Source organism: Providencia sp. 2023EL-00965 (genome assembly GCF_033550225.1).
Taxonomy (GTDB): Bacteria; Pseudomonadota; Gammaproteobacteria; order Enterobacterales; family Enterobacteriaceae; genus Providencia; species Providencia manganoxydans.
The window spans coordinates 63,830-85,767 of record NZ_JAWUEH010000019.1; the positions used below are offsets into that span (position 1 = coordinate 63,830).

24 protein-coding genes and 1 pseudogene are annotated in these 21,938 nt (G+C 39.0%); 15 read left to right on the top strand and 10 right to left on the bottom strand.

Going from position 1 to position 21,938, the window contains the following annotated elements:
• Positions 1 to 37: 37 nt before the first annotated feature.
• From sgcC to SC428_RS19630, 4 genes are all read left to right on the top strand, one after another.
• Positions 38 to 1,351: a PTS sugar transporter subunit IIC SgcC gene (gene sgcC, locus SC428_RS19615; RefSeq protein WP_070925390.1), complete on the top strand. Its 1,314-nt coding sequence runs from the start codon at positions 38 to 40 to the stop codon at positions 1,349 to 1,351.
• An 11-nt stretch (positions 1,352 to 1,362) separates the two neighbouring features.
• On the top strand, positions 1,363 to 2,169 hold the full coding sequence (locus SC428_RS19620) for a BtpA/SgcQ family protein (RefSeq protein WP_070925391.1): 807 nt from the start codon (positions 1,363 to 1,365) through the stop codon (positions 2,167 to 2,169).
• A 123-nt stretch (positions 2,170 to 2,292) separates the two neighbouring features.
• A complete protein-coding gene (locus SC428_RS19625; RefSeq protein ID WP_318709806.1) occupies positions 2,293 to 2,721 on the top strand; it encodes a PTS sugar transporter subunit IIA in 429 nt (142 codons plus the stop codon).
• A 32-nt stretch (positions 2,722 to 2,753) separates the two neighbouring features.
• Entirely contained in the window at positions 2,754 to 3,527 is a 774-nt protein-coding gene (locus tag SC428_RS19630; protein ID WP_070925393.1) for a DeoR/GlpR family DNA-binding transcription regulator, read from the top strand.
• 140 nt (positions 3,528 to 3,667) lie between these two features.
• Here the strand turns inward: SC428_RS19630 and SC428_RS19635 are convergent, their stop codons facing one another.
• The 3 genes from SC428_RS19635 to SC428_RS19645 all read right to left on the bottom strand — a co-directional run bounded on the left by SC428_RS19635 (position 3,668) and on the right by SC428_RS19645 (position 7,262).
• Positions 3,668 to 5,068, bottom strand: coding sequence for a PepSY domain-containing protein (locus SC428_RS19635; RefSeq protein WP_318709809.1), 1,401 nt, complete (start codon positions 5,066 to 5,068; stop codon positions 3,668 to 3,670).
• A 284-nt stretch (positions 5,069 to 5,352) separates the two neighbouring features.
• Positions 5,353 to 6,408, bottom strand: coding sequence for a pyridoxal-phosphate dependent enzyme (locus SC428_RS19640; protein ID WP_318709811.1), 1,056 nt, complete (start codon positions 6,406 to 6,408; stop codon positions 5,353 to 5,355).
• Positions 6,387 to 7,262 carry a hypothetical protein gene (locus tag SC428_RS19645; RefSeq protein ID WP_318709813.1) on the bottom strand — a complete coding sequence of 292 codons (876 nt, stop codon included), beginning with the start codon at positions 7,260 to 7,262 and terminating at the stop codon, positions 6,387 to 6,389. The genes SC428_RS19640 and SC428_RS19645 overlap by 22 nt, the downstream gene beginning before the upstream one ends.
• A 1,195-nt stretch (positions 7,263 to 8,457) precedes the next feature.
• On the opposite strand from SC428_RS19645, the gene SC428_RS19650 reads away from it, so the two are divergent.
• The 11 genes from SC428_RS19650 to SC428_RS19700 all read left to right on the top strand — a co-directional run bounded on the left by SC428_RS19650 (position 8,458) and on the right by SC428_RS19700 (position 17,648).
• The gene (locus SC428_RS19650; RefSeq protein ID WP_070925398.1) at positions 8,458 to 8,790 is read left to right on the top strand and encodes a helix-turn-helix domain-containing protein; all 333 of its coding nucleotides are present in this window, start codon (positions 8,458 to 8,460) and stop codon (positions 8,788 to 8,790) included.
• Positions 8,791 to 8,914: 124 nt separating this feature from the next.
• Complete coding sequence (locus tag SC428_RS19655) at positions 8,915 to 9,475, top strand: fimbrial protein (RefSeq protein WP_070925399.1); 561 nt, start codon at positions 8,915 to 8,917, stop codon at positions 9,473 to 9,475.
• A gap of 82 nt (positions 9,476 to 9,557) precedes the next feature.
• Positions 9,558 to 10,085 carry a fimbrial protein gene (locus tag SC428_RS19660; protein ID WP_070925400.1) on the top strand — a complete coding sequence of 176 codons (528 nt, stop codon included), beginning with the start codon at positions 9,558 to 9,560 and terminating at the stop codon, positions 10,083 to 10,085.
• A gap of 66 nt (positions 10,086 to 10,151) precedes the next feature.
• Positions 10,152 to 12,656 carry an outer membrane usher protein gene (locus SC428_RS19665; RefSeq protein WP_318709821.1) on the top strand — a complete coding sequence of 835 codons (2,505 nt, stop codon included), beginning with the start codon at positions 10,152 to 10,154 and terminating at the stop codon, positions 12,654 to 12,656.
• 129 nt (positions 12,657 to 12,785) lie between these two features.
• Positions 12,786 to 13,535: a fimbria/pilus periplasmic chaperone gene (locus SC428_RS19670; protein WP_070925402.1), complete on the top strand. Its 750-nt coding sequence runs from the start codon at positions 12,786 to 12,788 to the stop codon at positions 13,533 to 13,535.
• Between the two features lie 55 nt (positions 13,536 to 13,590).
• Positions 13,591 to 14,214, top strand: a complete 624-nt coding sequence (locus SC428_RS19675; RefSeq protein WP_070925403.1) for a fimbrial protein — start codon at positions 13,591 to 13,593, stop codon at positions 14,212 to 14,214.
• A gap of 13 nt (positions 14,215 to 14,227) precedes the next feature.
• The gene (locus SC428_RS19680) at positions 14,228 to 14,761 is read left to right on the top strand and encodes a fimbrial protein (protein ID WP_233445665.1); all 534 of its coding nucleotides are present in this window, start codon (positions 14,228 to 14,230) and stop codon (positions 14,759 to 14,761) included.
• The gene (locus SC428_RS19685; RefSeq protein WP_318709825.1) at positions 14,761 to 15,279 is read left to right on the top strand and encodes a fimbrial protein; all 519 of its coding nucleotides are present in this window, start codon (positions 14,761 to 14,763) and stop codon (positions 15,277 to 15,279) included. The genes SC428_RS19680 and SC428_RS19685 overlap by 1 nt, the downstream gene beginning before the upstream one ends.
• Positions 15,276 to 15,839 (top strand): fimbrial protein, encoded by a 564-nt coding sequence (locus tag SC428_RS19690; RefSeq protein ID WP_070925405.1) that lies wholly within the window; start codon positions 15,276 to 15,278, stop codon positions 15,837 to 15,839. The genes SC428_RS19685 and SC428_RS19690 overlap by 4 nt, the downstream gene beginning before the upstream one ends.
• Positions 15,840 to 15,896: 57 nt before the next feature.
• Positions 15,897 to 17,021, top strand: a complete 1,125-nt coding sequence (locus tag SC428_RS19695; RefSeq protein WP_283125901.1) for a hypothetical protein — start codon at positions 15,897 to 15,899, stop codon at positions 17,019 to 17,021.
• A 462-nt stretch (positions 17,022 to 17,483) separates the two neighbouring features.
• A complete protein-coding gene (locus SC428_RS19700) occupies positions 17,484 to 17,648 on the top strand; it encodes a hypothetical protein (protein WP_283125900.1) in 165 nt (54 codons plus the stop codon).
• Here SC428_RS19700 and SC428_RS19705 read toward each other — a convergent pair.
• The 7 genes and pseudogenes from SC428_RS19705 to SC428_RS19735 form a co-directional block, all read right to left on the bottom strand.
• Positions 17,614 to 17,745 (bottom strand): annotated as a pseudogene (locus SC428_RS19705) (Arm DNA-binding domain-containing protein); the annotation flags it as partial. The gene SC428_RS19700 and the pseudogene SC428_RS19705 overlap by 35 nt on opposite strands.
• Positions 17,746 to 18,418: 673 nt before the next feature.
• Positions 18,419 to 19,255, bottom strand: coding sequence for a DUF932 domain-containing protein (locus SC428_RS19710; protein ID WP_318709828.1), 837 nt, complete (start codon positions 19,253 to 19,255; stop codon positions 18,419 to 18,421).
• 59 nt (positions 19,256 to 19,314) lie between these two features.
• The gene (locus SC428_RS19715; RefSeq protein WP_318709829.1) at positions 19,315 to 19,731 is read right to left on the bottom strand and encodes an antirestriction protein; all 417 of its coding nucleotides are present in this window, start codon (positions 19,729 to 19,731) and stop codon (positions 19,315 to 19,317) included.
• A gap of 97 nt (positions 19,732 to 19,828) precedes the next feature.
• Complete coding sequence (locus SC428_RS19720; protein WP_004916951.1) at positions 19,829 to 20,047, bottom strand: hypothetical protein; 219 nt, start codon at positions 20,045 to 20,047, stop codon at positions 19,829 to 19,831.
• Between the two features lie 66 nt (positions 20,048 to 20,113).
• On the bottom strand, positions 20,114 to 20,578 hold the full coding sequence (locus tag SC428_RS19725) for a hypothetical protein (RefSeq protein WP_318709834.1): 465 nt from the start codon (positions 20,576 to 20,578) through the stop codon (positions 20,114 to 20,116).
• 71 nt (positions 20,579 to 20,649) lie between these two features.
• Entirely contained in the window at positions 20,650 to 21,147 is a 498-nt protein-coding gene (locus tag SC428_RS19730; protein WP_318709836.1) for a hypothetical protein, read from the bottom strand.
• Between the two features lie 16 nt (positions 21,148 to 21,163).
• Entirely contained in the window at positions 21,164 to 21,826 is a 663-nt protein-coding gene (locus tag SC428_RS19735) for a transcriptional regulator (RefSeq protein ID WP_318709838.1), read from the bottom strand.
• Positions 21,827 to 21,938 lie beyond the last annotated feature (112 nt).

A 21,938-nucleotide genomic window follows, 5' to 3' on the forward strand; every position in this document is an offset into this window, starting at 1 on the left:
TTGAAATATGACGAGCTAGAACCTAATAGGTGACGTTATGTTTGATTATATACTTTCATTAGGCGGTACTGTATTTGTCCCAATTGTCATGATAATTATTGGTTTAATATTTCGCCTTCCGTGGCTGCAAGCCATCAAAGCGGGTGTAACCGTTGGCATTGGTTTTGTTGGAATGGGGCTAGTGATTGTGATGGCAATCGATAGCCTTAGTCCCCCCATTAAAATTATGATTGAGCGCTTTGGCTTGTCACTTCATGTACTGGATGTTGGTGCAGGGCCGGCATCTGGAGTGGGATACGCAACAGCCGTTGGTGCCGTGATCATTCCAACTATCTTTCTATTGAATATCGCTTTGTTGTTTACACGTCTTACAAAAACAATGAATGTTGATATTTATAACTATTGGCACTATGCAATCACTGGTACGGTCGTGCAAATGGCGACAGGAAGCCTAGTTTATGGGATTGCAGGAGCGATGTGCCATGCTATTTTATCTCTCAAAATGGCGGATTGGACGGCAAAGCGTGTTCAAACGATTGTTGGCTTAGAAGGCATTTCGATCCCGCAGGGTTATGGCTCCAGCTCAGTCCCTTTATTTGTCCTTCTTGATAAGATTTATGAAAAAATTCCATTCCTGAAAGGGAAAAGTATTGATGCACAAGCGATCCAGAAACGCTATGGCATGGTCGGTGATCCTGTGATCATCGGGGTAGTTCTTGGATTATTATTTGGCCTTGCAGCAGGGGAAGATTTTAAAGGCTGTGCAACCTTAGTGATCACTGTTGCCGCGATTATGGTGCTATTTCCACGCATGATCCGCTTAATTGTTGAAGGATTATTGCCGATCTCTGAAGGTGCTCGTAAGTTTTTTCAAAAACATTTCCATGATCGTGAAGTTTTTATTGGCTTAGACTCTGCTGTGACTTTAGGACATCCAACAACAATTGCAGTGGGTTTACTCCTTATTCCTATCATGTTGGTGCTTGCCAGTGTTTTACCCCTTAATAACGTTTTACCGCTAGCCGACCTACCCGTTGCACCTTTTTTTATTTGTATGGCGACAGTGATCCATCGTGGTGACTTACTTCGTACTTTAATTAGTGGTGTGATTGTCATGAGCTCAGTTTTATTAATTGCGAGCCAATTTGCTCCTTTCTTTACAGAAATGGCGCGTAATGGCGGCTTTGATTTCGCCGCAGATGGGGCACAAATCAGTGCATTATCAGTCGGTAATATGTTTGGTTGGTCGATATACGAATTGATGTCATTTGGTTTGATAGGTGTTGTGGTGACCATCGGAGTGGTTACCTGTGTGGTTATTTTTCTACGTAATCGTGAATTACCTGAATAAGGAGTGTAGATATGAGTTGGTTAAAGGATGTGATTGGAACGGAAAAAGCCGTTATTGCAATGTGTCATTTGCGTGCATTACCGGGCGATCCTGATTTTAATGCGCAGCAGGGAATGCAATGGGTAATCGATAGAGCTTATGACGATTTAATGGCGCTACAAAACGGCGGTGTTGATGCTGTCATGTTTTCAAATGAATTCAGCTTACCTTATCTTACTCAAGTAAAGCCTGAAACAACGGCTGCGATGGCACGGATCATTGGGCAACTGATGAGTGAAATACGTATTCCCTTTGGCGTTAATGTGCTGTGGGATCCCGTTGCATCATTAGATTTAGCTATGGCAACCGGCGCTAAATTTATTCGAGAAATATTCACGGGGGCCTATGCCAGTGATTTTGGGGTATGGAATACCAATGTGGGTGAAACTATCCGTCATCAACATCGTATTGGGGCTTCTGAGGTAAAAACGCTGTTTAATATTGTTCCAGAAGCAGCGGTATATTTGGGGGGACGTGATATTTGCTCTATTGCTAAATCAACCGTTTTTAATAATAAGCCAGATGCTTTATGCGTTTCAGGGCTGACAGCTGGCGCTAAAACCGATAGTGCTATTTTAAAACAAGTTAAAGATACGGTGCCGAATACCGTGGTTTTTGCCAACACAGGGGTATGTTTAGAAAATGTGGAAGAGCAACTAAGCATTGCTGATGGTTGTGTCACCGCCACAACATTTAAAAAAGATGGCGTTTTCGCCAATTTTGTTGACCAAACTCGAGTGGAGAGATTTATGGAGAAAGTACACAGCATTAGGCAATGAAAAGGAGATAAGCAAACAAGCTTATCCCCTTAGGTAACAATAGTGAGCCCCGCAATCTTCGCCAAAAGGTAGGCAGGGCTCTATTTATAAGAGTATACCGAACCCAAAAGGAGTCAATATATAATGATTGATGATGCTAAATGGATCCAAATAAACCAAACAGCACAAGATTGGCAAGAAGCACTGGCGATAGCTTGTGCTCCGCTGATTGAGTACGGTGCGGCTGAATCCGCCTACTTGCAAGGTATCATTGACAATACAAAAAGTTGGGGACCTTATTATTTGATTGCACCGGGTATTGCGATGCTGCATGCACGTCCTGAACAAGGTGCTATTGATAACCAAATCACACTAACGACATTAAATCAGCCCGTTGTTTTTGGCCATGAAGAGTGTGATCCGGTATGGCTATTAATTACTGTTTGTGCCACTCATAGCGATGATCATATTCGATTGATTCAGCGTATTAGTGAGTTGGTTGATAGCCCCTTATCACTCGATAAAATCCGCACGGCAAAAACAGTGAGTGATGTTTTGCTTTTACTAAACTAGAGCCTGGGTTAATAAGCAGAGGAAATCCATTTATGAGTCTGTATAAACCTGATCGGATCCAACAAATGTTACAGTATTTGTGGAAATGCCGAGAGTTATCAACACAGCAGGCAGTTGAATTATTTGGTTGTGCAGAAGCGACAATCCGCCGTGATTTTCAATATATCGTTGAACACTATCCCGGTATGACACGTACACATGGGCGCATTGATTTTGATGATAGTACAACAGACAAAGAATCACAGTTTGATGTTAGACGTTCTTTAAATTGTGCATCTAAACGCGAAATTGCATTAATTGCTCGCCAATTGATCCATGAAGGAGATTGCTTTTTCCTCGATTCAGGTTCGACGTGTCTCGAACTCGCTAAATGCCTTGGTGATATTAAAGTCAAAGTGATTTGCAATGATATAAAAATTGCTAATCAGCTTGGCGCATTTCCAAATGTTGAAAGTTATATTATTGGTGGGTTAATTAGACCAGGGTACTTTACAGTAGGTGAAAGCTTAGCCTTGGAAGCCTTGAATGCTTTTGCTGTAGATCGTGTGTTTATGTCTTGCGATGCCTTATCGATTGAGATGGGGATCACAAATGCAACAATGTTTGAAGTTGGTGTAAAACGCAAGTTGATCACTCGTTCACCTGAGGTAATTTTACTGGCAGATCATACTAAATTTGATATGTTTGAGCCCCATGCAGTAGCCACATTATCTTGTGTAAAAACCATTGTCAGTGATAGTGGATTATCCAAAGAAACCCAACAACGTTATCAGCAAGCTGGATGTCAGTTAAAATGTACTTATTAGTTAAATACACTCGTCATACTTCAAGTTGCAGCGTGGTTGATTACGCTCACTTAGGCTAGTTATCTTATTTTCTATGTTGCTAGCGATACGTTTGCTTGTCGCCTTAGCTGCACCTTGAGTTATTTAACGTATATTTGTATTTATTGAGGAAAAACATTCGTTATTTTTTTATGTTTTTTCCAAAGCAACACATCAATGAATAAAAATACCAATAAGCTAGCTCCTAATACCGGTAAGCAATAACCTAGCATAATCGTGAGTGTTACAATTAATAGCTGCCATGGAGTTGATAATGATAGCCAACATGCAGTTAAAGTGCTTAATGGGTTATTCTGTGGACGACTGGGGCGGCGTATCCACCACATACGATATCCAAGCAGTAATAAGCAGCAAATACCGAAAGTAAAACCGAGTAACAGCAATCTATTTGCCATTCCAAATAGTTTTCCCATATGTGCATCAACACCCCAGCGCGTTAATTTAGCCATCATTGGAAAGTTGTCGAAATAAATATGGTCAATGACTTTATAGTTATGTGGGTTAATCGCGATAGCATCGACTTGTGTTGGCCAATCACGTTTATTTTCAGTGACCGTCCATGCGTCACTCGCTGTTTTTGGCTGACGTATTTCCACGTTATCAGCTTTAATTCCATTACGACGAGCCTGATATAAAACAATTTCCCAATCTAAATCAGGCTTATTAATATTTGACGCGCTATTCTGCGACTGTAAGCCTTTATGATTATGATCTTCATGTTGATGATCTCCATGATTATGACTTGAAATGACGGCTTCATTTGCAGACTTTAATTTAGTATTCAATTGTGGAGTTAACCAATCGAATGAAGTACGTAGCGCATTTATATTATCACCAGCCCATTTTGACCATGTCAGGCCTGTTACAGACATAAATAACATCCCTAAAAATAACAATAATCCGAGGGTTATATGCCAATGTCGAGTAAAAGCAAAAGGACTTCTTTTTTTTCTTGATAAGTGCTTACGTCGATGATTTATCCATAAAATTACACCTGTAATTGCAGAAACCCACAACCAAGAAGCTGCTAATTCGCTATAATGTCGTCCAACGCTTCCTAAATAAAGTTCGGTATGTAATTTCGTTAGCCATGTATGTGTAGGTAAAAAACCAGAAACAGGCGAGAAAAAATAATCAGCTTTAATTGCCAGTGAGTAGGGATCTATAAAAATAGTGCGCAATTTTTCCGATTCTAGATTTGGGTACATAAATTGAATGTAGGTTGTCTCGTCTGGTTGAGGTGCTGGGCGTACTTTATGAATAAAGTATTGTTCACCAACATAATGACGAGCAGCTGAGATCTGCGATGAGAGTGGCTTACTATTACCAGAGGGCTGTGTCGTTAAAACATCACGATAAATAATATCTTCAAATTGAATGGAGAGTATATATATAAAGCCAGTTAATGCTGCAATAAAAATAAAAGGCGCTATAAATATACCAATATAAAAATGTAAGCGATGTACTAACGCAGTTAGTGAGCGACGATCTAAAGGTTGCATGATTTACCTCAATATCAGTCAATTGGTGGATTGATTAAATTCTAATTTATGATTTATATTGTAACAAATTGATTGTATCTATAATTCATAATGCTTTTAAAATAGGTGATGAGTAAATTTAAGCTTATTAAAAAATTAGTTAATTAAAAAGTAAATGGAATATGTATTTAACAAGATGTTCTTTAATTAATAAGTAAGTTAGAGTTTTATATTTTCAAATTAAATTCACTCTTGATGCGATAACTATTCATTATTCAAAATACTAACTAGTCTTGATAATTATTTTAGCTTTCTATATGTATTAGTGAAGTAAATTCACATAGATGGCTTTTTTCTTTTCTATCCCACAAATAACGTGACCAAGGTAGTACTAATTCATTGGCATGATTGATAATTTGAGGTTTAAATTGTTCGAGTGGTTTCGCTTCGTGATGACGAGCAAAAACACTCCCCGCATATCGATGACCCGTGTCAGGAGCAATAACTAAACAAGGGGTACTGGGATTGTGCTGAAAGAGATACTTGCCAACACAATAACTGCCTCCACTAGATAGACCTGCATAGATGGCATATCTCTTGATTAATTCGATAGTACCGCTGAGGCAACAATCGAAAGAAAGCCAATCGATAGAGTCATAGTTCTCATATTTCACATTACGAAAATCAATGGCACTACCAATACCTGCGATAATTATTTCAGGGTCATAAACATCTTGGGCACCAAATGTCACACTACCAAAAGGTTGTATTCCACACAGTGTTATCTTAATGCCTTTTTGGCGTAAAAATACCCCTAACGCTCCGGTTGAACACCCCGAGCCGATCCCACCCACTATAGTCAGTTTTTCTGTATTAATATCATTAAGAATAATGTTAGCGAATGCTTCATACCCACCATAATGAATATCATCATGATATTGTTGCATCCAATAATAATTGGAATTTTCTTTTAATAATTGTTCTACTTTTTCAACGCGATAACTTTGATCTAATTTTAAACTACCAGCGGATGGAACGCCTTCAACATAAGCCCCTAATAATTCAATCTGAGTTTTCATTGAGGGTTCTACTGTTTTTGAGGCGATAATATGACATTTTAATTGATACTTATGGCAAGCGAGTGCTAGCGCATAAGCATATATTCCACTGGAACTGTCAATAAGGATAGAATGTCGATTAATAATTTCCCGCTCAAGAAGGCTTTTTACGGCATATAGCGTTGAATAGATTTTCATCGACTCAAACCTAGCAAGATAAAAATTGTTTTCGAGCTTCACAATTTTAGGTTCTTTGAGCGCCTCTGCGATATGGTCGTATATCAAAATATTTCTCCATAACACGGTTGTAACCCATGTGTTTTGATGAAATCAAACACGAAAGTTAAAGTATCCCTATCTGGTGGTGAATAATAAAGGTAACCAAGTAGTGAGCCTGTATGTGCGACGACCATGCCATCTGCAAGGTTATTTTTAATTTGCTTTTTAAAACAGTGATAAAATTGTTTAGGCAATATACCTTGTGATAATTCAGCACTATTTGTTGAACATTCAATAATTTGCATTTTGTTACCAACAGAATAGGCTTGGCGTACACGCTCCAATAGCTTCTGATAATTTTTCCGTTCATCTCGGTAATAAGATACTAATATGTCACGAGTTTGCGTTGTATCGACTGTCTTATGTTCTAATCCATAAATGCAGTAAATTCTTCCTGAGGGTCTGTAAATATCAATAATTTTTTGTTGTTGACTTAAATATAAACAAGGAACATCAATAAATACTGAGTCTGAGCGCTCTACACCATATAGGCAGGTAGTTATATCGTCCAATGTTAAACGGATCCCAAATATTTTACTGACACACCTCAAAGCAGATATAATATCAGCAGTAGAACTAGACATACCTACACCAATCGTAATATTACTAGTAAAATCCCAGTGACCCGTCAGTTGTTTCATCGCGATCTTTTCAAAAAATATCGATAATGACTTTGCAACTTTTTCTTTTTCTAGTTTGGCAAGATTGCATGCCTTATCAGGGATAAATTGTGCATAAGTTGAGTTATTTGATAATGCTGAAATAACAGATATTTCTATATTATCCTTATTAAAAAATGGGCCTTGATACAGTTCTCCTAATGTACCGCAACACTTTGCTATGTAATAGGGCGATTCCATTTTTTTTTCCTTTGTCATATTCAATATTTTCAATGCTAGGTGTTCTTATATTGAAAAATAATTTCTCTATTATTGATTTATAACAGTTATAGATATGTTAATTAATATCTGTAACTACTCCTGATACAATTAAGAGTATCAGGTCAATAAATGTTCATTATTAAATTTATTGGTTATTGGGTTATGAAAAATTTCTGATTGAACACTTTTATTAATTTTTCATTCGATCGTCGTGTAGTGTTGCTGACATGTGGATTTTCTACAAATTGTTGGGAGGCCTTTAGATGATGTTAAGAAAATGTTCTTTTAGAAAAAATAGCTAGTAATCATATTTTATCTAAAAGGTAAATGAGATTTTTATCGTGGCCAAGCAAATTTTAAGGTAGGGAATTTAATTTGAGGTGCCTTTTTTAGGGGAAAGTAAAAACTAAAAAAGGTAATCATCCCATTATGAGTGTCCGAAAAGGATTGTTTTTTCTATAAAAATAAAAATCATTTCTATTTATAATTTAAATATATATTAATTTTTTCAACTCTAAATAGACTATTTTTTTTCTATGAATTTAAATTTAATTTCATATTATGTATTTATTACATTAAAACCCTTTCAGTTTAATTTTAAAATCAGAATTTAAATCTATTTAGATTAAGATAACTGGTATTTTAATCTTCTTGATTGGTTTTTGTTCTTTTTACTCTTATTTTGAGTTTAATGCAGCTCCTTTCTGTATTGTTTGCTTTTATCTTATTGATAATAAATAATTTATTTTTATGGTGATTATTTTTGCAATGTAATAATTATGACTGTTTACTATTTTTGGCATTTTATGCTGTTTTGGTATGAACATGTCAGTCATGGCGACTTTTAATACTATTGGGTTATTCTTTATTCGACTTTTTTTTCTTTAAAAAATATTTGAGGTTTGTGTTTTAACATATTGATATTATTGTCTATTATTGTTTTTGTTTTGATTTTTTATTAAATTTCACTTTTTCTTTTCGTATGTTTTTTACTCATTTGACGTTAGTTTTTGGGTTAGGTAAATTACGCTCATCCAGAGTATTTTAGGTGTGACATGTGTTGAGCTTTTTTGATGCATTGAACTTTTTTCGAATTTATTTGCGTTATTTTATGCTGTCGATCTCATCGTGATTAATTCTATGAGATAAACGTAAATTCAGTAGCTAAATTAAGCTTTAGAGACTAATAGGTGTGTTAGAGAATATAGAGTTAAATCAAAAATTACTTATTGATGATAAGAAGATTTTTACCATAGAAATTGGAAAGGAAATCAAAAGATTAAGAAGGCGTAGAGGGCTAACTGGACAAGAATTAGCAGATTATCTTGGTGTTTCTCAGCAGCAATTATCTCGTTATGAATGTGGTATTTGTGCAATTAAATTAGATTATTTAATGGTTCTTTTACATTATTTGGAAGTATCAGTTGATGCTTTCTTTAAAAATGTTCTTGTGAATGTTTTTGAAGAAAATAATGAGATTGGCTTCCGTTATTATAATATTTTTTTCCTCTTGATGATGACTTGAAATATCAAGGGTTAAATAATGGGATTTTTTCTTAAGAGTATTTTTTAAATTTTAATGTGTTTATTTTTTACTGAAAACCTTAGTAAAGGTTTGTTGTATTATTTCAATTAAGGAACTTAATTTAATGAAAAAAATTATTTTAGCGACATTAATTTCTGGCGCAATGAGTGCTTCTGCTATGGCTGTAGATGCGGGTAAAGGTACAGTAACTTTTACTGGATCTATTATTGAAGCACCTTGTTCAATTGCACCTGGTGATGAAAGTCAAACAATTGATTTAGGACAAGTGTCTAATGTGACTTTACAAACTGGTGGAATGTCTTCTGCTCAACCTTTTGAAATTCATTTACAAGGTTGCACATTGAATGCCGAATATAAAGATAAAGATGGTGTGACACAAAAATATAACAATATGGTTGAAGTGAAATTTGAAGGTACTGAATGGGTTAATAATGGTAGCAATACTGGATTGATCCAAATTACTGGTGATGCATCTGGTGCGGGTGTTGTTCTGATGAATAAATCAGGTGCAAAAATTAATATTAATGATTCAACTATTGAGCGTGCTTATACCTCTGGAAGCAATACATTAAGTTTTCAAGCGGCTTTGCAAGGCTTGTCTGATGCGACTGTAGTACCTGGTAGCTTCCAAGCTGTCACCAACTTTACTTTGGCATATAACTAATCGTAATTAGTATTGTTAATGATGTATTTCCCCTAACACTTTAATTTGTTAGGGGATTTATTGAGAGAGAAGGATGCCATATATGAAAGCTATCTTTGTCAGCGTACTGTTATTTGTTAGTCAATTTTCCATTTCATCGAGTGTACAGGCGCAATCTCCATTATGGGGAAGCGTTAATATGAATGGCAGTATTGTTGATTCAGCATGTGCGATTGATATTGGCTCTTATGAACAGGTTGTTGATATGGGCGTTTTACCTGTAGGAACAATACGTCAGCAAGGGCAAGGCCCCATTCACCCTTTTTCTATCATGTTAATTGACTGCACTTTAACGCCTTATATGGGATCGCCATGGCAAGCTTTTACTGTGACTTTCGATGGTCCAGCTTCTGGTGATTGGTTTACAGTCTCTGGAGATGCTCGTGGTGTGGCATTGTTATTACAAGATGCTGACGGACAGTTGATTTACCCTGGAAAAACGACTGAAAAACAAGCGATGACATCTGGAAATTTGGTATTGCGTTATGGATTGAGGTTAGTTTCTGATAATAACCCTCTACGCCCAGGGGAATATCAAAGTGCCCTGCGTTTTAAGCTCGATTATTACTAATTATAAAAATCACGTTTCTTTTTTTAGTTTGTATTTCGCCTGATTTGATTTTTAGGGATGTTATTTATGTCTTCATCACAACCTATATATTTTCGCTTAAGTAGTTTAGGGTTAGCCATTATTTTTTCAATGTATGGTTTATCGACTCCATTATGGGCTACTGAAACAATTGAATTCAATACAGAGGTATTGGATTTAGAAGATAAAAATAACATCGACTTAAAGCAGTTTTCTCGGGCTGGTTATATTATGCCAGGCACCTATTCTTTTACATTAAAGGTAAATGGCGAACAACTTTCTGAAGTATCAGTACCTTTTTATTCTCCTGAGGATGACCCTCAAGCAAGCCAAGCCTGCATATCCACGGAGATCGAGGAGCAGCTGGGATTAACTTCCTCGGCCAAAAAAGAGCTGACTTGGTGGCATGATGGGGAGTGCCTTGCACTACAGAGTTTACCGGGGATGCAGGTTAGTGGGGATTTAGCGACGTCATCATTGTATGTGAGTATTCCACAAGCTTACCTTGAGTATACTGCGCCTAACTGGGATCCGCCATCACGTTGGGATGAAGGAATTACCGCATTAATGTTGGACTATAACGTGAATGGTAATGCCACTAAATCTTATAGTAGTAATAGCGATAGCTATGCATTAAATGGAAATGGTGTCGTTGGCGTGAACCTAGGTGCTTGGCGCTTTCGTGCAGATTGGCAGGGGCGTTTAAATCATATTACAGGCTCAGGTGATGCAGTTAATAAGGATTTTGATTGGAATCGATTTTATGCCTATCGAGCGCTACCATCACTCGCTGCGAAATTAGTTCTGGGAGAAGATTATCTCGTTTCTAATATTTTTGATTCATTCCGTTTTATCGGGGCGAGTGTTCGTTCTGAATTGAATATGCTCCCGCCAAACTTGCGTGGTTATGCACCGGAAGTGACGGGAATTGCGAAAACGAATGCAACAGTGATAGTGAGTCAGCAAGGACGAGTATTGTATGAAACTCAGGTTGCGCCGGGGCCCTTTCGTATTCAAGATTTGAGTGATGCGGTTAGCGGTAAATTAGATGTTACAGTTGAAGAACAAGATGGTACAACTCAGTCTTTTCAAGTGGATACAGCGAATTTACCTTACTTAACACGCCCTGGACAAATTCAATATAAATTCGCATTAGGCCAACCAACAAATTACTTGCGTCACAGCGAGGGGGATTCCTTTGTGACTGGTGAGTTTTCGTGGGGGGTAAATAATGGATGGTCATTATTTGGTGGTAGTCTTAACAGTAAAAACTACAATGCGCTATCACTGGGTATTGGGCGCGATCTATTAGCATTTGGAGCCATATCTTTTGATATTACCCAATCCTTTGCGCGCTTACCGCACATGGGAAATTTAAATGGTGGTTCTTACCGTATAAATTACTCGAAACGTTTTGAGTCAATTGATAGCACGATTCAATTTGCGGGTTATCGTTTTTCAGAGCGTGATTTTATGTCGATGTCTGACTTCTTAAATACATTAAAAACAAGTCAGCGCTATGGAGGAAGTAAAGAGCTATATACGATATCACTGAATAAAAATTTTGGTGATTTAGGTATGTCGTTATATCTCAATTATAACCACCAAACATATTGGGATCAGCCAGATAATGATTATTACAGCATTATGCTATCGAAATATATCGATATTGGCCCAATAAAAAATGTCAGTATTAACTTATCGGCAAATCGAAGTATTTATAACGGTGTTAATGATGACAGCTTATATCTTTCAACCTCATTTCCATTAAATAATGGTGCGAATGTAGGCTATTCGCTGAGTAGTAGCCGTTACGATACTACTAATCGAGCGACATATTATGATCGTATTAATGATAGAACAACCTATCAACTAAGTGCAGGCAGTAGCAGAAAAGGTGGAACAGGGAGTGCGTTCGTTACCCATCAAGCTGATGTTGCACGCTTAGCGGCTAATGTGAGTTATATGCATAACCAATACAGCGCATTTGGTTTATCGGCCAGCGGTGGGATGACGCTAACCCCAGAAGGCGGTGGTTTGCATCGTCTCAATACGCTTGGTGGAACGCGCATGTTAGTTGATACGGATGGCGTCTCTGATGTACCAATCAAAGGGATCGGTGCACCAACCACGTCCAATATGTTTGGTAAAGCGGTTGTTGGTGATGTGAGTAGTTACTACCGTAACAAAGCCCAAATTGATTTGAATATGCTGCCAGACAATGTCGATGCACAGCAATCAGTTGTGCAGGCGACACTGACGGAGGGGGCTGTGGGTTATCGCCATTTTGCAGTGGTGTCAGGGCAGAAAGCAATGACGGTTCTACGGTTACCGGATGGTAGCCATCCACCATTTGGTGCTCAAATACAAAATAGTAAAGGACAAAATACAGGGATCGTTGGTGATGCGGGAAGTGCTTATATTAGCGGTATTAACCCTCAAAGTGTGATGACGGTGACTTGGGGAGAGGATAAAACGTGTCAGGTAACATTTCCTAATCAGTTTGGTTCATTACAGGATGTATTACTGCTGCCATGTGCACCAACAACGTAACCTGTCTCAATGATGACTGCAAAACAATAATATTATTTGCGAGCAAAGTGACCAAATAAACTCAAAAAATTGCATGCATATACAGCGTGTAGTTTAAGAGAAAACATAGAAATAAAAGGTAATATAACAATGCAATTAACGACTTCTTATCGTGCCGTGATCAGCCTGATCAGTTTGGCAATATTCAGTAGCTCTGCTTATTCAGCAGTATCAATGGATAGAACACGTATTATTTTTGACGGTGGACAAAAATCAATTTCACTGAATATTTCAAATAATAATAAACAGCTGCCCTATTTGGCTCAAGGATGGATTGAAAATAAAGAAGGGCAGAAAATTCAATCGCCATTAGTTGTATTACCGCCTGTACAGCGTTTAGAACCAGGTAAATCAAGCCAAATAAAAATTGAAGCGTTACCTGCGATCAATTCATTACCACAAGATCGTGAATCTTTATTTTATTTTAATTTACGGGAAGTACCACCTAAAAGTAATAAGCCTAATACATTGCAAATAGCCCTACAAACACGAGTTAAATTATTTTATCGACCGAAAGCGATAATACCAGAACAAAATAATGCGCCGTGGCAAGAGAAATTAACCTTAGATAAACAAGGTGAGCATTATATCGTGAAAAATCCAACGCCGTATTACGTCACGATTATTAATGCAACGACCAATGGTAAAGCCTCTGATGGAAAAGACTTTACACCTGTTATGGTGCCTCCGTTTGGACAAGATGATTTAGGCCTCAGCGTGAATCAACTCGGGAATAACCCTGTGCTGACTTATATCAATGATTATGGTGGCCGCCCTAATTTGACCTTCCGTTGTCAGGCGTCGAGTTGTCAGGTAGTACCAAATGATAAAAGCGAATAATTCAAATGAGCGCCTGACTAACGGGGCTCATACTGACTGGCAGTAAGGAGTGAAAATGAAAGGCTTGCAGAGAAAAATTTTTTTTCGATACGGCTTATTAACCATAGCGTTGAGCTGTATGGCTTTACCGAGTCAGGCACAGGACAGCAATCGCAGTATTTACCGCCCAGTTGATAACTGGAATGTTGATGGGCAGCATGGGATTGTTTATGTCAAAGGTTCATTAACTGAAAGTCCATGTCGTTTGGCTATGACTTCAAGCTATCAGTCGATAGACATGGGAAATATAGACATAGCGACTTTACAACATAATGGTAAGGGAGCACCGGTACCACTTCAGATTGAGTTAGTGGATTGCTTAGAAACCGCAACTCGACTTGAAAATGTCCAAACTGGAATGACAGCTTGGAGCTCATCTCAGCCAGCTGTGAAAATTCGATTTGTTGCGCCTTCGGTACCTTTTTACAACGATTTTGCTCGCGTAAGTGGTGTCAAAGGCTTGGGACTCGCGATTACGACACCAAGCGGAGTTTTATTACCCCTAGGGCAAGAAAGTGAGCCTCAGTTATTGCCTTCAGGACAAAGTAAGCTGACTTATTATGTGACTCCTGTTCGAACGGGACAGTTACAGCCGGGTGCATATTCAGCCTTAATTGCTTTTGAAATGCTGTATGACTAAGTAGGAATGCGACATGAATATAACAAAATGCCGCCTCCCTTCATGTCTAATGACTGGAAGTGCGAAAGGATTACTACTGGGAATATTGTGTTTATTTTCTAATTTCGTTATGGCGGAAATCTATACCCTGACCGTTAAAGTCACAGTAGTCGAAAAAACCTGTGATATCTATGGCAATCAAGGTCCTAATCAACCCATTACTGTCGAGATGGGCGACCTTATTATTAAAAATATTGATGGTAAACGATATAACACTGAGATCCCTTATATCTTAGAGTGTGGAAATTCAGCCGACAATCCCGCATTGAAATTGAAAATTAATGGAACGCAGATGGCAGGACAAGCAGCAAATGTGTTGAAGACATCAGTGGATAATTTGGGGTTAGCCTTAAAGGCGGATAGTAGCAATCTTAATATAGGCGCATGGCATAAGTTTAATTATAAAACTCGGCCTAGATTGAGCGTGACTCCAATTGCCAGTGGTACAGGAGGCATTAATGATGGAGAGATGACGGCTTCCGCCACTTTAAGTGTGGAGTATCAATAATGAGGCTAAAAACAATATTAAGGTTAAGTGTTTTTGTATCGGTAAGTTTGCTATTACCGATGGCACATGCTGTTGACGTCAATTTCACGGCGAATTTAATTCAAAACCCACCGTGTGATGTGTCTGGGCCTGAAGGTATGAATCAACCCATCAAAGTCCCATTCGGTGAAGTTGGTATTACTAAAATTAACGGAGTTAATTATCAAAAAGACTTTACGCTAACGCTAAGTTGCGGTGCAGGATTAGGGCAGTCGGTCGCTTTATATCTAGAGTACCGAGGCATGGTAGCGCCTTTCGACGATAAGGCATTACAAGCCAGTGTATCAGGACTTGGGATCCGTTTATATCACGAGGGGCAGGTTATTCCACCGAATACGGGAACCCCAATAAAAATGTCGAGTAATGGCAGCGCAGCTTTGCCATTATATGCGGTGCCTGTCAAAGATACTGACCCTTCAGTGACCTTGTTTGAAGGGGAGTTTACTGCAACAGCTAGCGTGGAGATGAATTATCCATGAATAGACTCAATGATAAGGTAACACGCTGGATATCAATAAGTGCAGGCCTATTACTTTGTAGTTGCTTGCCATTAACTGCTCAGGCGATGAACAGTAATGATATTCAGTACAGCGGAAAGTTGATTGCATTGCCATGCACAGTCGATCCTCTCTATGAAAATTTTGGGGTTGATTTTGGTGGCAATATTAATTCGAAGGATTTGCTAAATGGACAACGTCGTTATAGTAAGGAAGACATCCAATTTCATTTGACGGATTGTGATACTTCTTTGGGAAATAGTATTGCAGTGAAATTTAGCGGTGTTTCGACGACAGACAATGGATTATTGAATGTGGATGCGGTGAGTCAGGCAAGTGGGATAGCAATAGGTCTGGAAACTCCAAGTGGGGTAGCGCTGCCAATTAATAATACTCAAGTAGAGCCTATAATATCGATAAAAAAAGGGGATATGACTATTCGGCTGCGAGCATATGTGCAGGCGGTGGAAGGCGCAACGATAGAGAGCATTCAACCGGGGTTTTTTACAGCGACGCTGACTTATATTTTGGTATACCAATAAGCGTAAAAACACTTACTTTATTATTTTTTTGATAAACTTCATAACATAAAATATAGCATGAATAGAATATTAACACTTATCAAAAATATAAATAAAAAAATATTTTTATTTATATTATTGCCTTTTTACAGTAGCGCCGATACTGTTATAAGTAATTCAGTGATTGGTTATTATAAATTTCCTCAAGCACCAGTATATACACGTTATACTGGGCTTTTACCTCTACCTAATGGTGAAAAAGGCATTGTTGTTAAAGGATGTACGAGCTGGACAAATGGTAGATGTGACCCTTCCGATGTTTGGGGGGCTGGTTTTTTTATGCCGGGAGGAGGTGTGTTCAATATATCATTAAACAGACCCGTAAGCCCAGGAGGAAATGATAGTAGTAATAAATGTTACTTTAGGGGAGCATGGCATTTATCGTTATCTGCAAATAGTCTCAGTGGTCGTCTTGATCGTTCTGAGATGTTAAGTGGAATGAATGAAACGGTCTCTAATGGTGTTTGGTCTTCATGGCCTTCGACGGTTGTAACCTCACCTCTGATTATCAATAAACGTTGTAGCGATATAACACCTGAGTGGATTTCAAAATCAGGGACTCAACTGGCGATTCCTGCTAGTAGTATACCCGTATATGCAAATGTATACGCAGCGCGCACCTATGCTGGTGCGATGGGACCCCCTAGTGGTGTAATAGGTGTTGGTGCTCCTTTTCTACTACTAAGGTATAGTACTTGGTTTCAGTACACTAGTTTGATTTGTACATCAGAGGCGATCAGTGACTCTACATGTATTCAAGGTTATCAAAGTAATGCTGATATGGGACTCGTCAATCAAAGACCTCCTGTTATACCTAAAGAATGTTTAGTTAATGGTAATAATATTATTGAAATAGGGACTGTTAGCAAAAGCGATTATACTGGAGCTAGTGGTAAAGTAGATATGAGTGTAAGGTGTAGTGGTGATGCAACAGTAGTAATGCGATTGGTTAATGAAAAATTAAGTAATAATGGTATTGATATAAAAATGTCTATAAATAACCAAGGCACTGAGCAAAGAATTCCACTGGAAGGTAATCAGGTTATTCCATTTTTTATCAATGCTGAAGTTATGTCTATTTCTGCATCAACAGTTCCAGGGAAATATGAGATGAATAATATTCTCGTTGTTTCTTATTACTAAATAATATAACTATGATTTTTTAGTGTGTTATTCCAATCTGAAAATTTCATGATAGTTTTATGTGGAAATAGAACTATTTTAGTTAACTAAGATGATAAGCTCTATTTTTAATAAAGGCTGTAAATACAGCGTGAGTTTATAAAGGTATAACTCAGAATAGGCTGTTTACATTGAGTGGATAGCCTTCTGAGCTGACTTTAATCATCAGTGATATTATAGGGGAATTTATTGATAATTTGTCATTACAATGAAATGACGGTAAATCAATAGAAGATTATGATAACGTCAAGTTGATAAATAAGGTAGGCCAGAGATATTTTGAAAAATAATATCTAAATAAGAATATAACCGGAATTTAATCTATCCTGAGTTACAAAAGCATGCTCTCTGAGCGCTAGTCAAATGTAAAAATATCGGTTAAGTTGACTAATAAGATAACGAGTCACTATTAACAGATCAATGATGACATTAATTAAATTGCCCGAAAAAGCAGGCTTTGCTCTGCGTCATGCGCCGCCGGAACAACAGCGTGCTTTTCTTGCTGTGATTGAACATTGGCCCAGTAATGTGGGGCAAAGTACCCAAGCCTATTCCTCACTTTCATTCGCCAGTAACGAGCGCCATTAGGTTTAACGAGAAGGTAAAACCCACGCGCATCAGAGAGCTTATACTCTTTGTCTTTAGATTTGGCAGTCTGTATCTGCTGGGCGCTGAGTGCTTTAATAAGGGAGCTAAATTACATTAAACACGCTGAGTTCCCAAAAAAGCTACTAACAGATATTTAATTTAGATTGAGTTTGATGAAGTCAACTAAGTGATAATACAAGGTAATTCAGTGAATATAAGGGGAGTTTACTTGAGGAGACCACTGTAGAAGTGAAAGTGGTGCCGGACTCGGAATCGACTTTTCATTATAACTATTTGTATTTAAATTTATTAATTGAATTTGATTTTATTTATACCCTCTTTTGTACCCTCGGTCCGTTTGGTGGGTTTTGTTGAGCACGGTTGGGGCGATAGAGCGCAGCAAATAGATTGGTTTTTTGCACAGATGACAGGTGTAATTATAACGTATTCGAATCCTTTTTAAGGATACATTTAATGGGGATCGTGTTCATGTTAATTGTTTCTAGTATGAATCATGGTATTGCCAATTTGACATGTTTAATGATGTCTTATTGTGTTATTTTTGTTTAATTCCTCAATGCCTAATTCAGTTAAGATCCAACGGTTTGATATGTGCCATTGAATCAAGTCTTTTTTCTCCAGCGAATCGAACGTCCTTTTGTTACAGAGTGAGCCATAATTGAGTTTCACATTACTCAAGGTTTTTAGTTGCCGTTTTGATAGCTTCATCGCGTTCACCGTAAGATCCGATTATTTAACGTGTAGTGTGGCTATAGTCGTTCGCGTCCAGCAAAATGAGCATGCATTTGTTCTGTCAGTACCCACAACGCTTTATTGAGCTTAATATCCCCATCAATCCCATTCACTGAACGCGTGCGAGCGCGTTTACCTTTCGCATTTCTGCCTGATAATCCCCCTTTAATTAAATTTTCTTGCAAACGTTGGTACACCGTCCAAAGATCGTCCTTCTTATCTTCTACACGGCGTGGCTGTAATACTTGCGCTTCGGTGATCGGCTGATGCGCTTCACCATAACGATATGTGAGAGCAGATTGAGCAAAGATGTGTTGTGCGGGTGGCGGTAATATCAAGCTTTGCATTTCTTCGCGTTTATCTGCGATGGCATCGAAGGTGCCTAATACTTCATAAGCCCCTTCAATGACTTTATTCACCACATCGCCCTTGTGCGGTACTCTCACTTCACCAAACGTGTCACCGCAAACGAGGCCATTACAGCAAATGGCTCTAAAGAAGCCGGGTAACATTTGATAGCTACTTGAGCCATCATGGCTATTAAGTAAGATGATTTCCGGCACTTGGCTACCTGTAATTTGATCATGGCGTCTGAGGCGCAACAGATGCTTGGTATGATCACGACGGCTTTCATCTCGCACACGAGTTTGACAAGCAAAGAACGGGTAAAAGCCTTCTTTTTGCAGGCTGTCCAACAAGGTAATGGTGGGAATGTAAGTATACTTTTCACTGCGAGAGTCATGTTTGTCTTCAGAAAAAACACTCGGTACAGTACGAAACAATTCTTCAATCGTTAATGGGCGGTCGCGACGGATACTATTTGCCGCACCAAAGCGGGACGCTAAGCGAGCCATAATGAATTTCCTTTAAAATAAAGTAGATAGATAAGAAGTCGGCTTAAATAAGGGCGAGGTTAATCGATTAAATGGAAAATAGCGGAACGTTCAGGATGTTGCGCCGCATAATCACGCAATTGATAAAAGCGATCGACGAGGGTGTCACTTTCCGTTTGAAAGGACCATAAACTGTACATCATCAAACATACAGCAATCCCTGCCGCTTCACAGCTAACGTTCGCTTCATTGCCGTTATGCGGATTGAATAGCGTAAGCTCCTCTTGATTCAAATCGGGATAAACAAAAGCGCCGCCATTAGATAAAGTGCAATATTCCCAATACCCGCCGTGGTAGTCCTCACAAAATTGGCCCATGGTGCTAAAAATGACCACTTCAAAGGTTGAAAAGCCTTTAACGTTGCCAAAATGAGTTTGCCAGAAATCCGTGCGCTGGTGGTTGGGAACCGATGTGACTGCGATTGTGTCAGTATTCATAAAAATAACCTTGATATTAGTGATATTGAAGGGAATAAAAAACGGCAGACTCGCTCGCCTGCCGTATGTCTATTGGATAGAATGTAAATCGAAGGGGCTAGTGTGCTTTAAAGAAGGTATTCAGCAGTTTATCCAGTGCACCACCAAGTAAATCAGCACAGGCCAATATTGTGCCTAACCGTGCTGCCTGTATTTCTGCATCGGAATACTGCCCCGTTTGAGCCATTTTTTCGGCAATGGTTTGTTGTGCATATTTTGTCGCGTAGACTAGTGATACAACACTGGCAGTAGTTGCCATGAGTTTTAAAATTGACATGTTTTTCCTTAATGAAAAAAGCCAACCGTGAGGCTGGCTTAATGTGGATAAATGATTAACGACACGTTATTGTGGACCTGACCAACCGTCACTCTTTAAGCTCAAGAAGGAATCACATCGTGCTTCTCCCACTTTACAAATGCTGGTGGCAACAGACTTCGGGGGCCATTTTTGATTGCCTTCATACTCCAATCCGTTATTATCGACACAAGCAATTTTTAGCCAATTAGCCGCTGCACCTCGATTGTAATAAACGCTGCTGATGCAGGTCATGGCGGTGGGGGCGGGTTTGTCTTTGGTTTGTTGATAAGAGCCATAAGGGTAAAGCTCACCGTGTGGATAAATGGGGTAGTAAGGGCGATTGGATTTATCATTTAGCGCCTTTAACGTTTTGCCATAAGCTGGCGTGAGGTAGTAGGTGTAACGGTCAGGTTGAATTTCCCCGCGTAACGTGACGGCTTGTGCGGCCGTACTGACGGCGAGTGTCAGCAACAGGCTGGATAATAGAGGATATTTTAGTTTATTTATCACGGAAGTAACTCCTTTTAGAATATATTGGAATGAGATTGTTAATAAAGCAACGATTGACCCAGGAATGAAGATTACATATGGTCAACACAGTCTTGATAATCGGTATCGGCGAGTGCCTCAGCGAGACCTTTTGCTGAAAAGGGCTGGGAATCAATTTGTAAAGACGTAAATTGTAAAGTGTCGGTGTCTTTCGTTTGCTTAAGGGCATGGAATAAGGCTTTATCCGGTCCAACGGTATCTTCAAATGCGCTAGGAAAAAAATCGTACGCGGTATCGTTGATACGCAGTTGCATGCCTTGGACGAAATAATCAGAGCCCACGGGCTCCGTGAAATCCGGCGCTTTCAGTTGGATGCGAAACGCTTTATTCGTGCAGGTTAACGTGAGCGTCTCACCGTTGTCATTTTGTGTGTTCAGCTCCCATGCCATCGCGGTACTGCCATACCAATCGCCCCACTCTTCGTCTAAAATCAGACTGTGAGCAGCAGGCGATAAGAAAAGCAAGGTACTGGTGATAAAGGGCACTCCCCACTTAAGCGCGGAAAGGCGTGTTTTTAATCGATGCGTCATCGTGTCTCCTTGATGATTAAGTTTGATGGGGATGCAATATCCCCTTGATGTATTGAAAGTGGGGTAAGGCCTGTATAAAAGCGCGCTCAGTCATACGTTGTAACAAGGCAGTATCGGGCTTAAAGTGCCGAGCACTGAGCCCCACATCACGCAGGTGTAACAACTCAACCGCATGAATAAGGCCATTCATCACGCCGCAGACATACCAATGCCCATTAAAATAGGTGAGCTTATACGGTGCGACCCAATGAGTGGTTTTTCCCCCAATCTCATAATGAATAAACCGGTTATCCAAAATAGCTTGCGTGATTAAAGCAAAACCGCCATATACCGACGGTAAGGCTTTAGGCGGTGCGTGATAGACCACATACGGGGAGCCTTGCGCGTGCCGACTCAGTAATAACGACAGCAATTTGCGGTCAAGCACCGGAAAAAGCGGTGTAATATCCGTAATCTGGGCAAACTGCAAAATATCACTGTCGGTGCGTAAGGCAGATTGCCCACCCGCAAGGCGATAGCCTTCCTCCTGTTGTTCAATGTCCAAATAGACCAAACGTTCATGAAAATCCCGCTGTATGGTACGCAGGGACACATTAAATTCAGCCGCTAATACTCGGGGTGATAACGTTTCTCCTTTAAATAAATGGGTCAGGATATACGCCAGCCTGTCACTGATCATGTAAAACTGATCCACTAACGATCATAGAAAACTGAGCCACTTGGTATTATCCGTACATTTTTGTACGGGGAATTTATGATTACCAAGGAGATATTTGTGGATATTCATGTTC

Bases quoted from the DNA above. Each gene is read 5' to 3' on its own strand.
- sgcC (WP_070925390.1), top strand. From the start codon at position 38: ATGTTTGATTATATACTTTCATTAGGCGGTACTGTATTTGTCCCAATT.
- SC428_RS19620 (WP_070925391.1), top strand. From the start codon at position 1,363: ATGAGTTGGTTAAAGGATGTGATTGGAACGGAAAAAGCCGTTATTGCA.
- SC428_RS19625 (WP_318709806.1), top strand. From the start codon at position 2,293: ATGATTGATGATGCTAAATGGATCCAAATAAACCAAACAGCACAAGAT.
- SC428_RS19630 (WP_070925393.1), top strand. From the start codon at position 2,754: ATGAGTCTGTATAAACCTGATCGGATCCAACAAATGTTACAGTATTTG.
- SC428_RS19635 (WP_318709809.1), bottom strand. From the start codon at position 5,068: ATGCAACCTTTAGATCGTCGCTCACTAACTGCGTTAGTACATCGCTTA.
- SC428_RS19645 (WP_318709813.1), bottom strand. From the start codon at position 7,262: ATGACAAAGGAAAAAAAAATGGAATCGCCCTATTACATAGCAAAGTGT.
- SC428_RS19655 (WP_070925399.1), top strand. From the start codon at position 8,915: ATGAAAAAAATTATTTTAGCGACATTAATTTCTGGCGCAATGAGTGCT.
- SC428_RS19660 (WP_070925400.1), top strand. From the start codon at position 9,558: ATGAAAGCTATCTTTGTCAGCGTACTGTTATTTGTTAGTCAATTTTCC.
- SC428_RS19665 (WP_318709821.1), top strand. From the start codon at position 10,152: ATGTCTTCATCACAACCTATATATTTTCGCTTAAGTAGTTTAGGGTTA.
- SC428_RS19670 (WP_070925402.1), top strand. From the start codon at position 12,786: ATGCAATTAACGACTTCTTATCGTGCCGTGATCAGCCTGATCAGTTTG.
- SC428_RS19675 (WP_070925403.1), top strand. From the start codon at position 13,591: ATGAAAGGCTTGCAGAGAAAAATTTTTTTTCGATACGGCTTATTAACC.
- SC428_RS19680 (WP_233445665.1), top strand. From the start codon at position 14,228: ATGAATATAACAAAATGCCGCCTCCCTTCATGTCTAATGACTGGAAGT.
- SC428_RS19685 (WP_318709825.1), top strand. From the start codon at position 14,761: ATGAGGCTAAAAACAATATTAAGGTTAAGTGTTTTTGTATCGGTAAGT.
- SC428_RS19690 (WP_070925405.1), top strand. From the start codon at position 15,276: ATGAATAGACTCAATGATAAGGTAACACGCTGGATATCAATAAGTGCA.
- SC428_RS19695 (WP_283125901.1), top strand. From the start codon at position 15,897: ATGAATAGAATATTAACACTTATCAAAAATATAAATAAAAAAATATTT.
- SC428_RS19700 (WP_283125900.1), top strand. From the start codon at position 17,484: ATGACATTAATTAAATTGCCCGAAAAAGCAGGCTTTGCTCTGCGTCAT.
- SC428_RS19710 (WP_318709828.1), bottom strand. From the start codon at position 19,255: ATGGCTCGCTTAGCGTCCCGCTTTGGTGCGGCAAATAGTATCCGTCGC.
- SC428_RS19715 (WP_318709829.1), bottom strand. From the start codon at position 19,731: ATGAATACTGACACAATCGCAGTCACATCGGTTCCCAACCACCAGCGC.
- SC428_RS19720 (WP_004916951.1), bottom strand. From the start codon at position 20,047: ATGTCAATTTTAAAACTCATGGCAACTACTGCCAGTGTTGTATCACTA.
- SC428_RS19730 (WP_318709836.1), bottom strand. From the start codon at position 21,147: ATGACGCATCGATTAAAAACACGCCTTTCCGCGCTTAAGTGGGGAGTG.
- SC428_RS19735 (WP_318709838.1), bottom strand. From the start codon at position 21,826: ATGATCAGTGACAGGCTGGCGTATATCCTGACCCATTTATTTAAAGGA.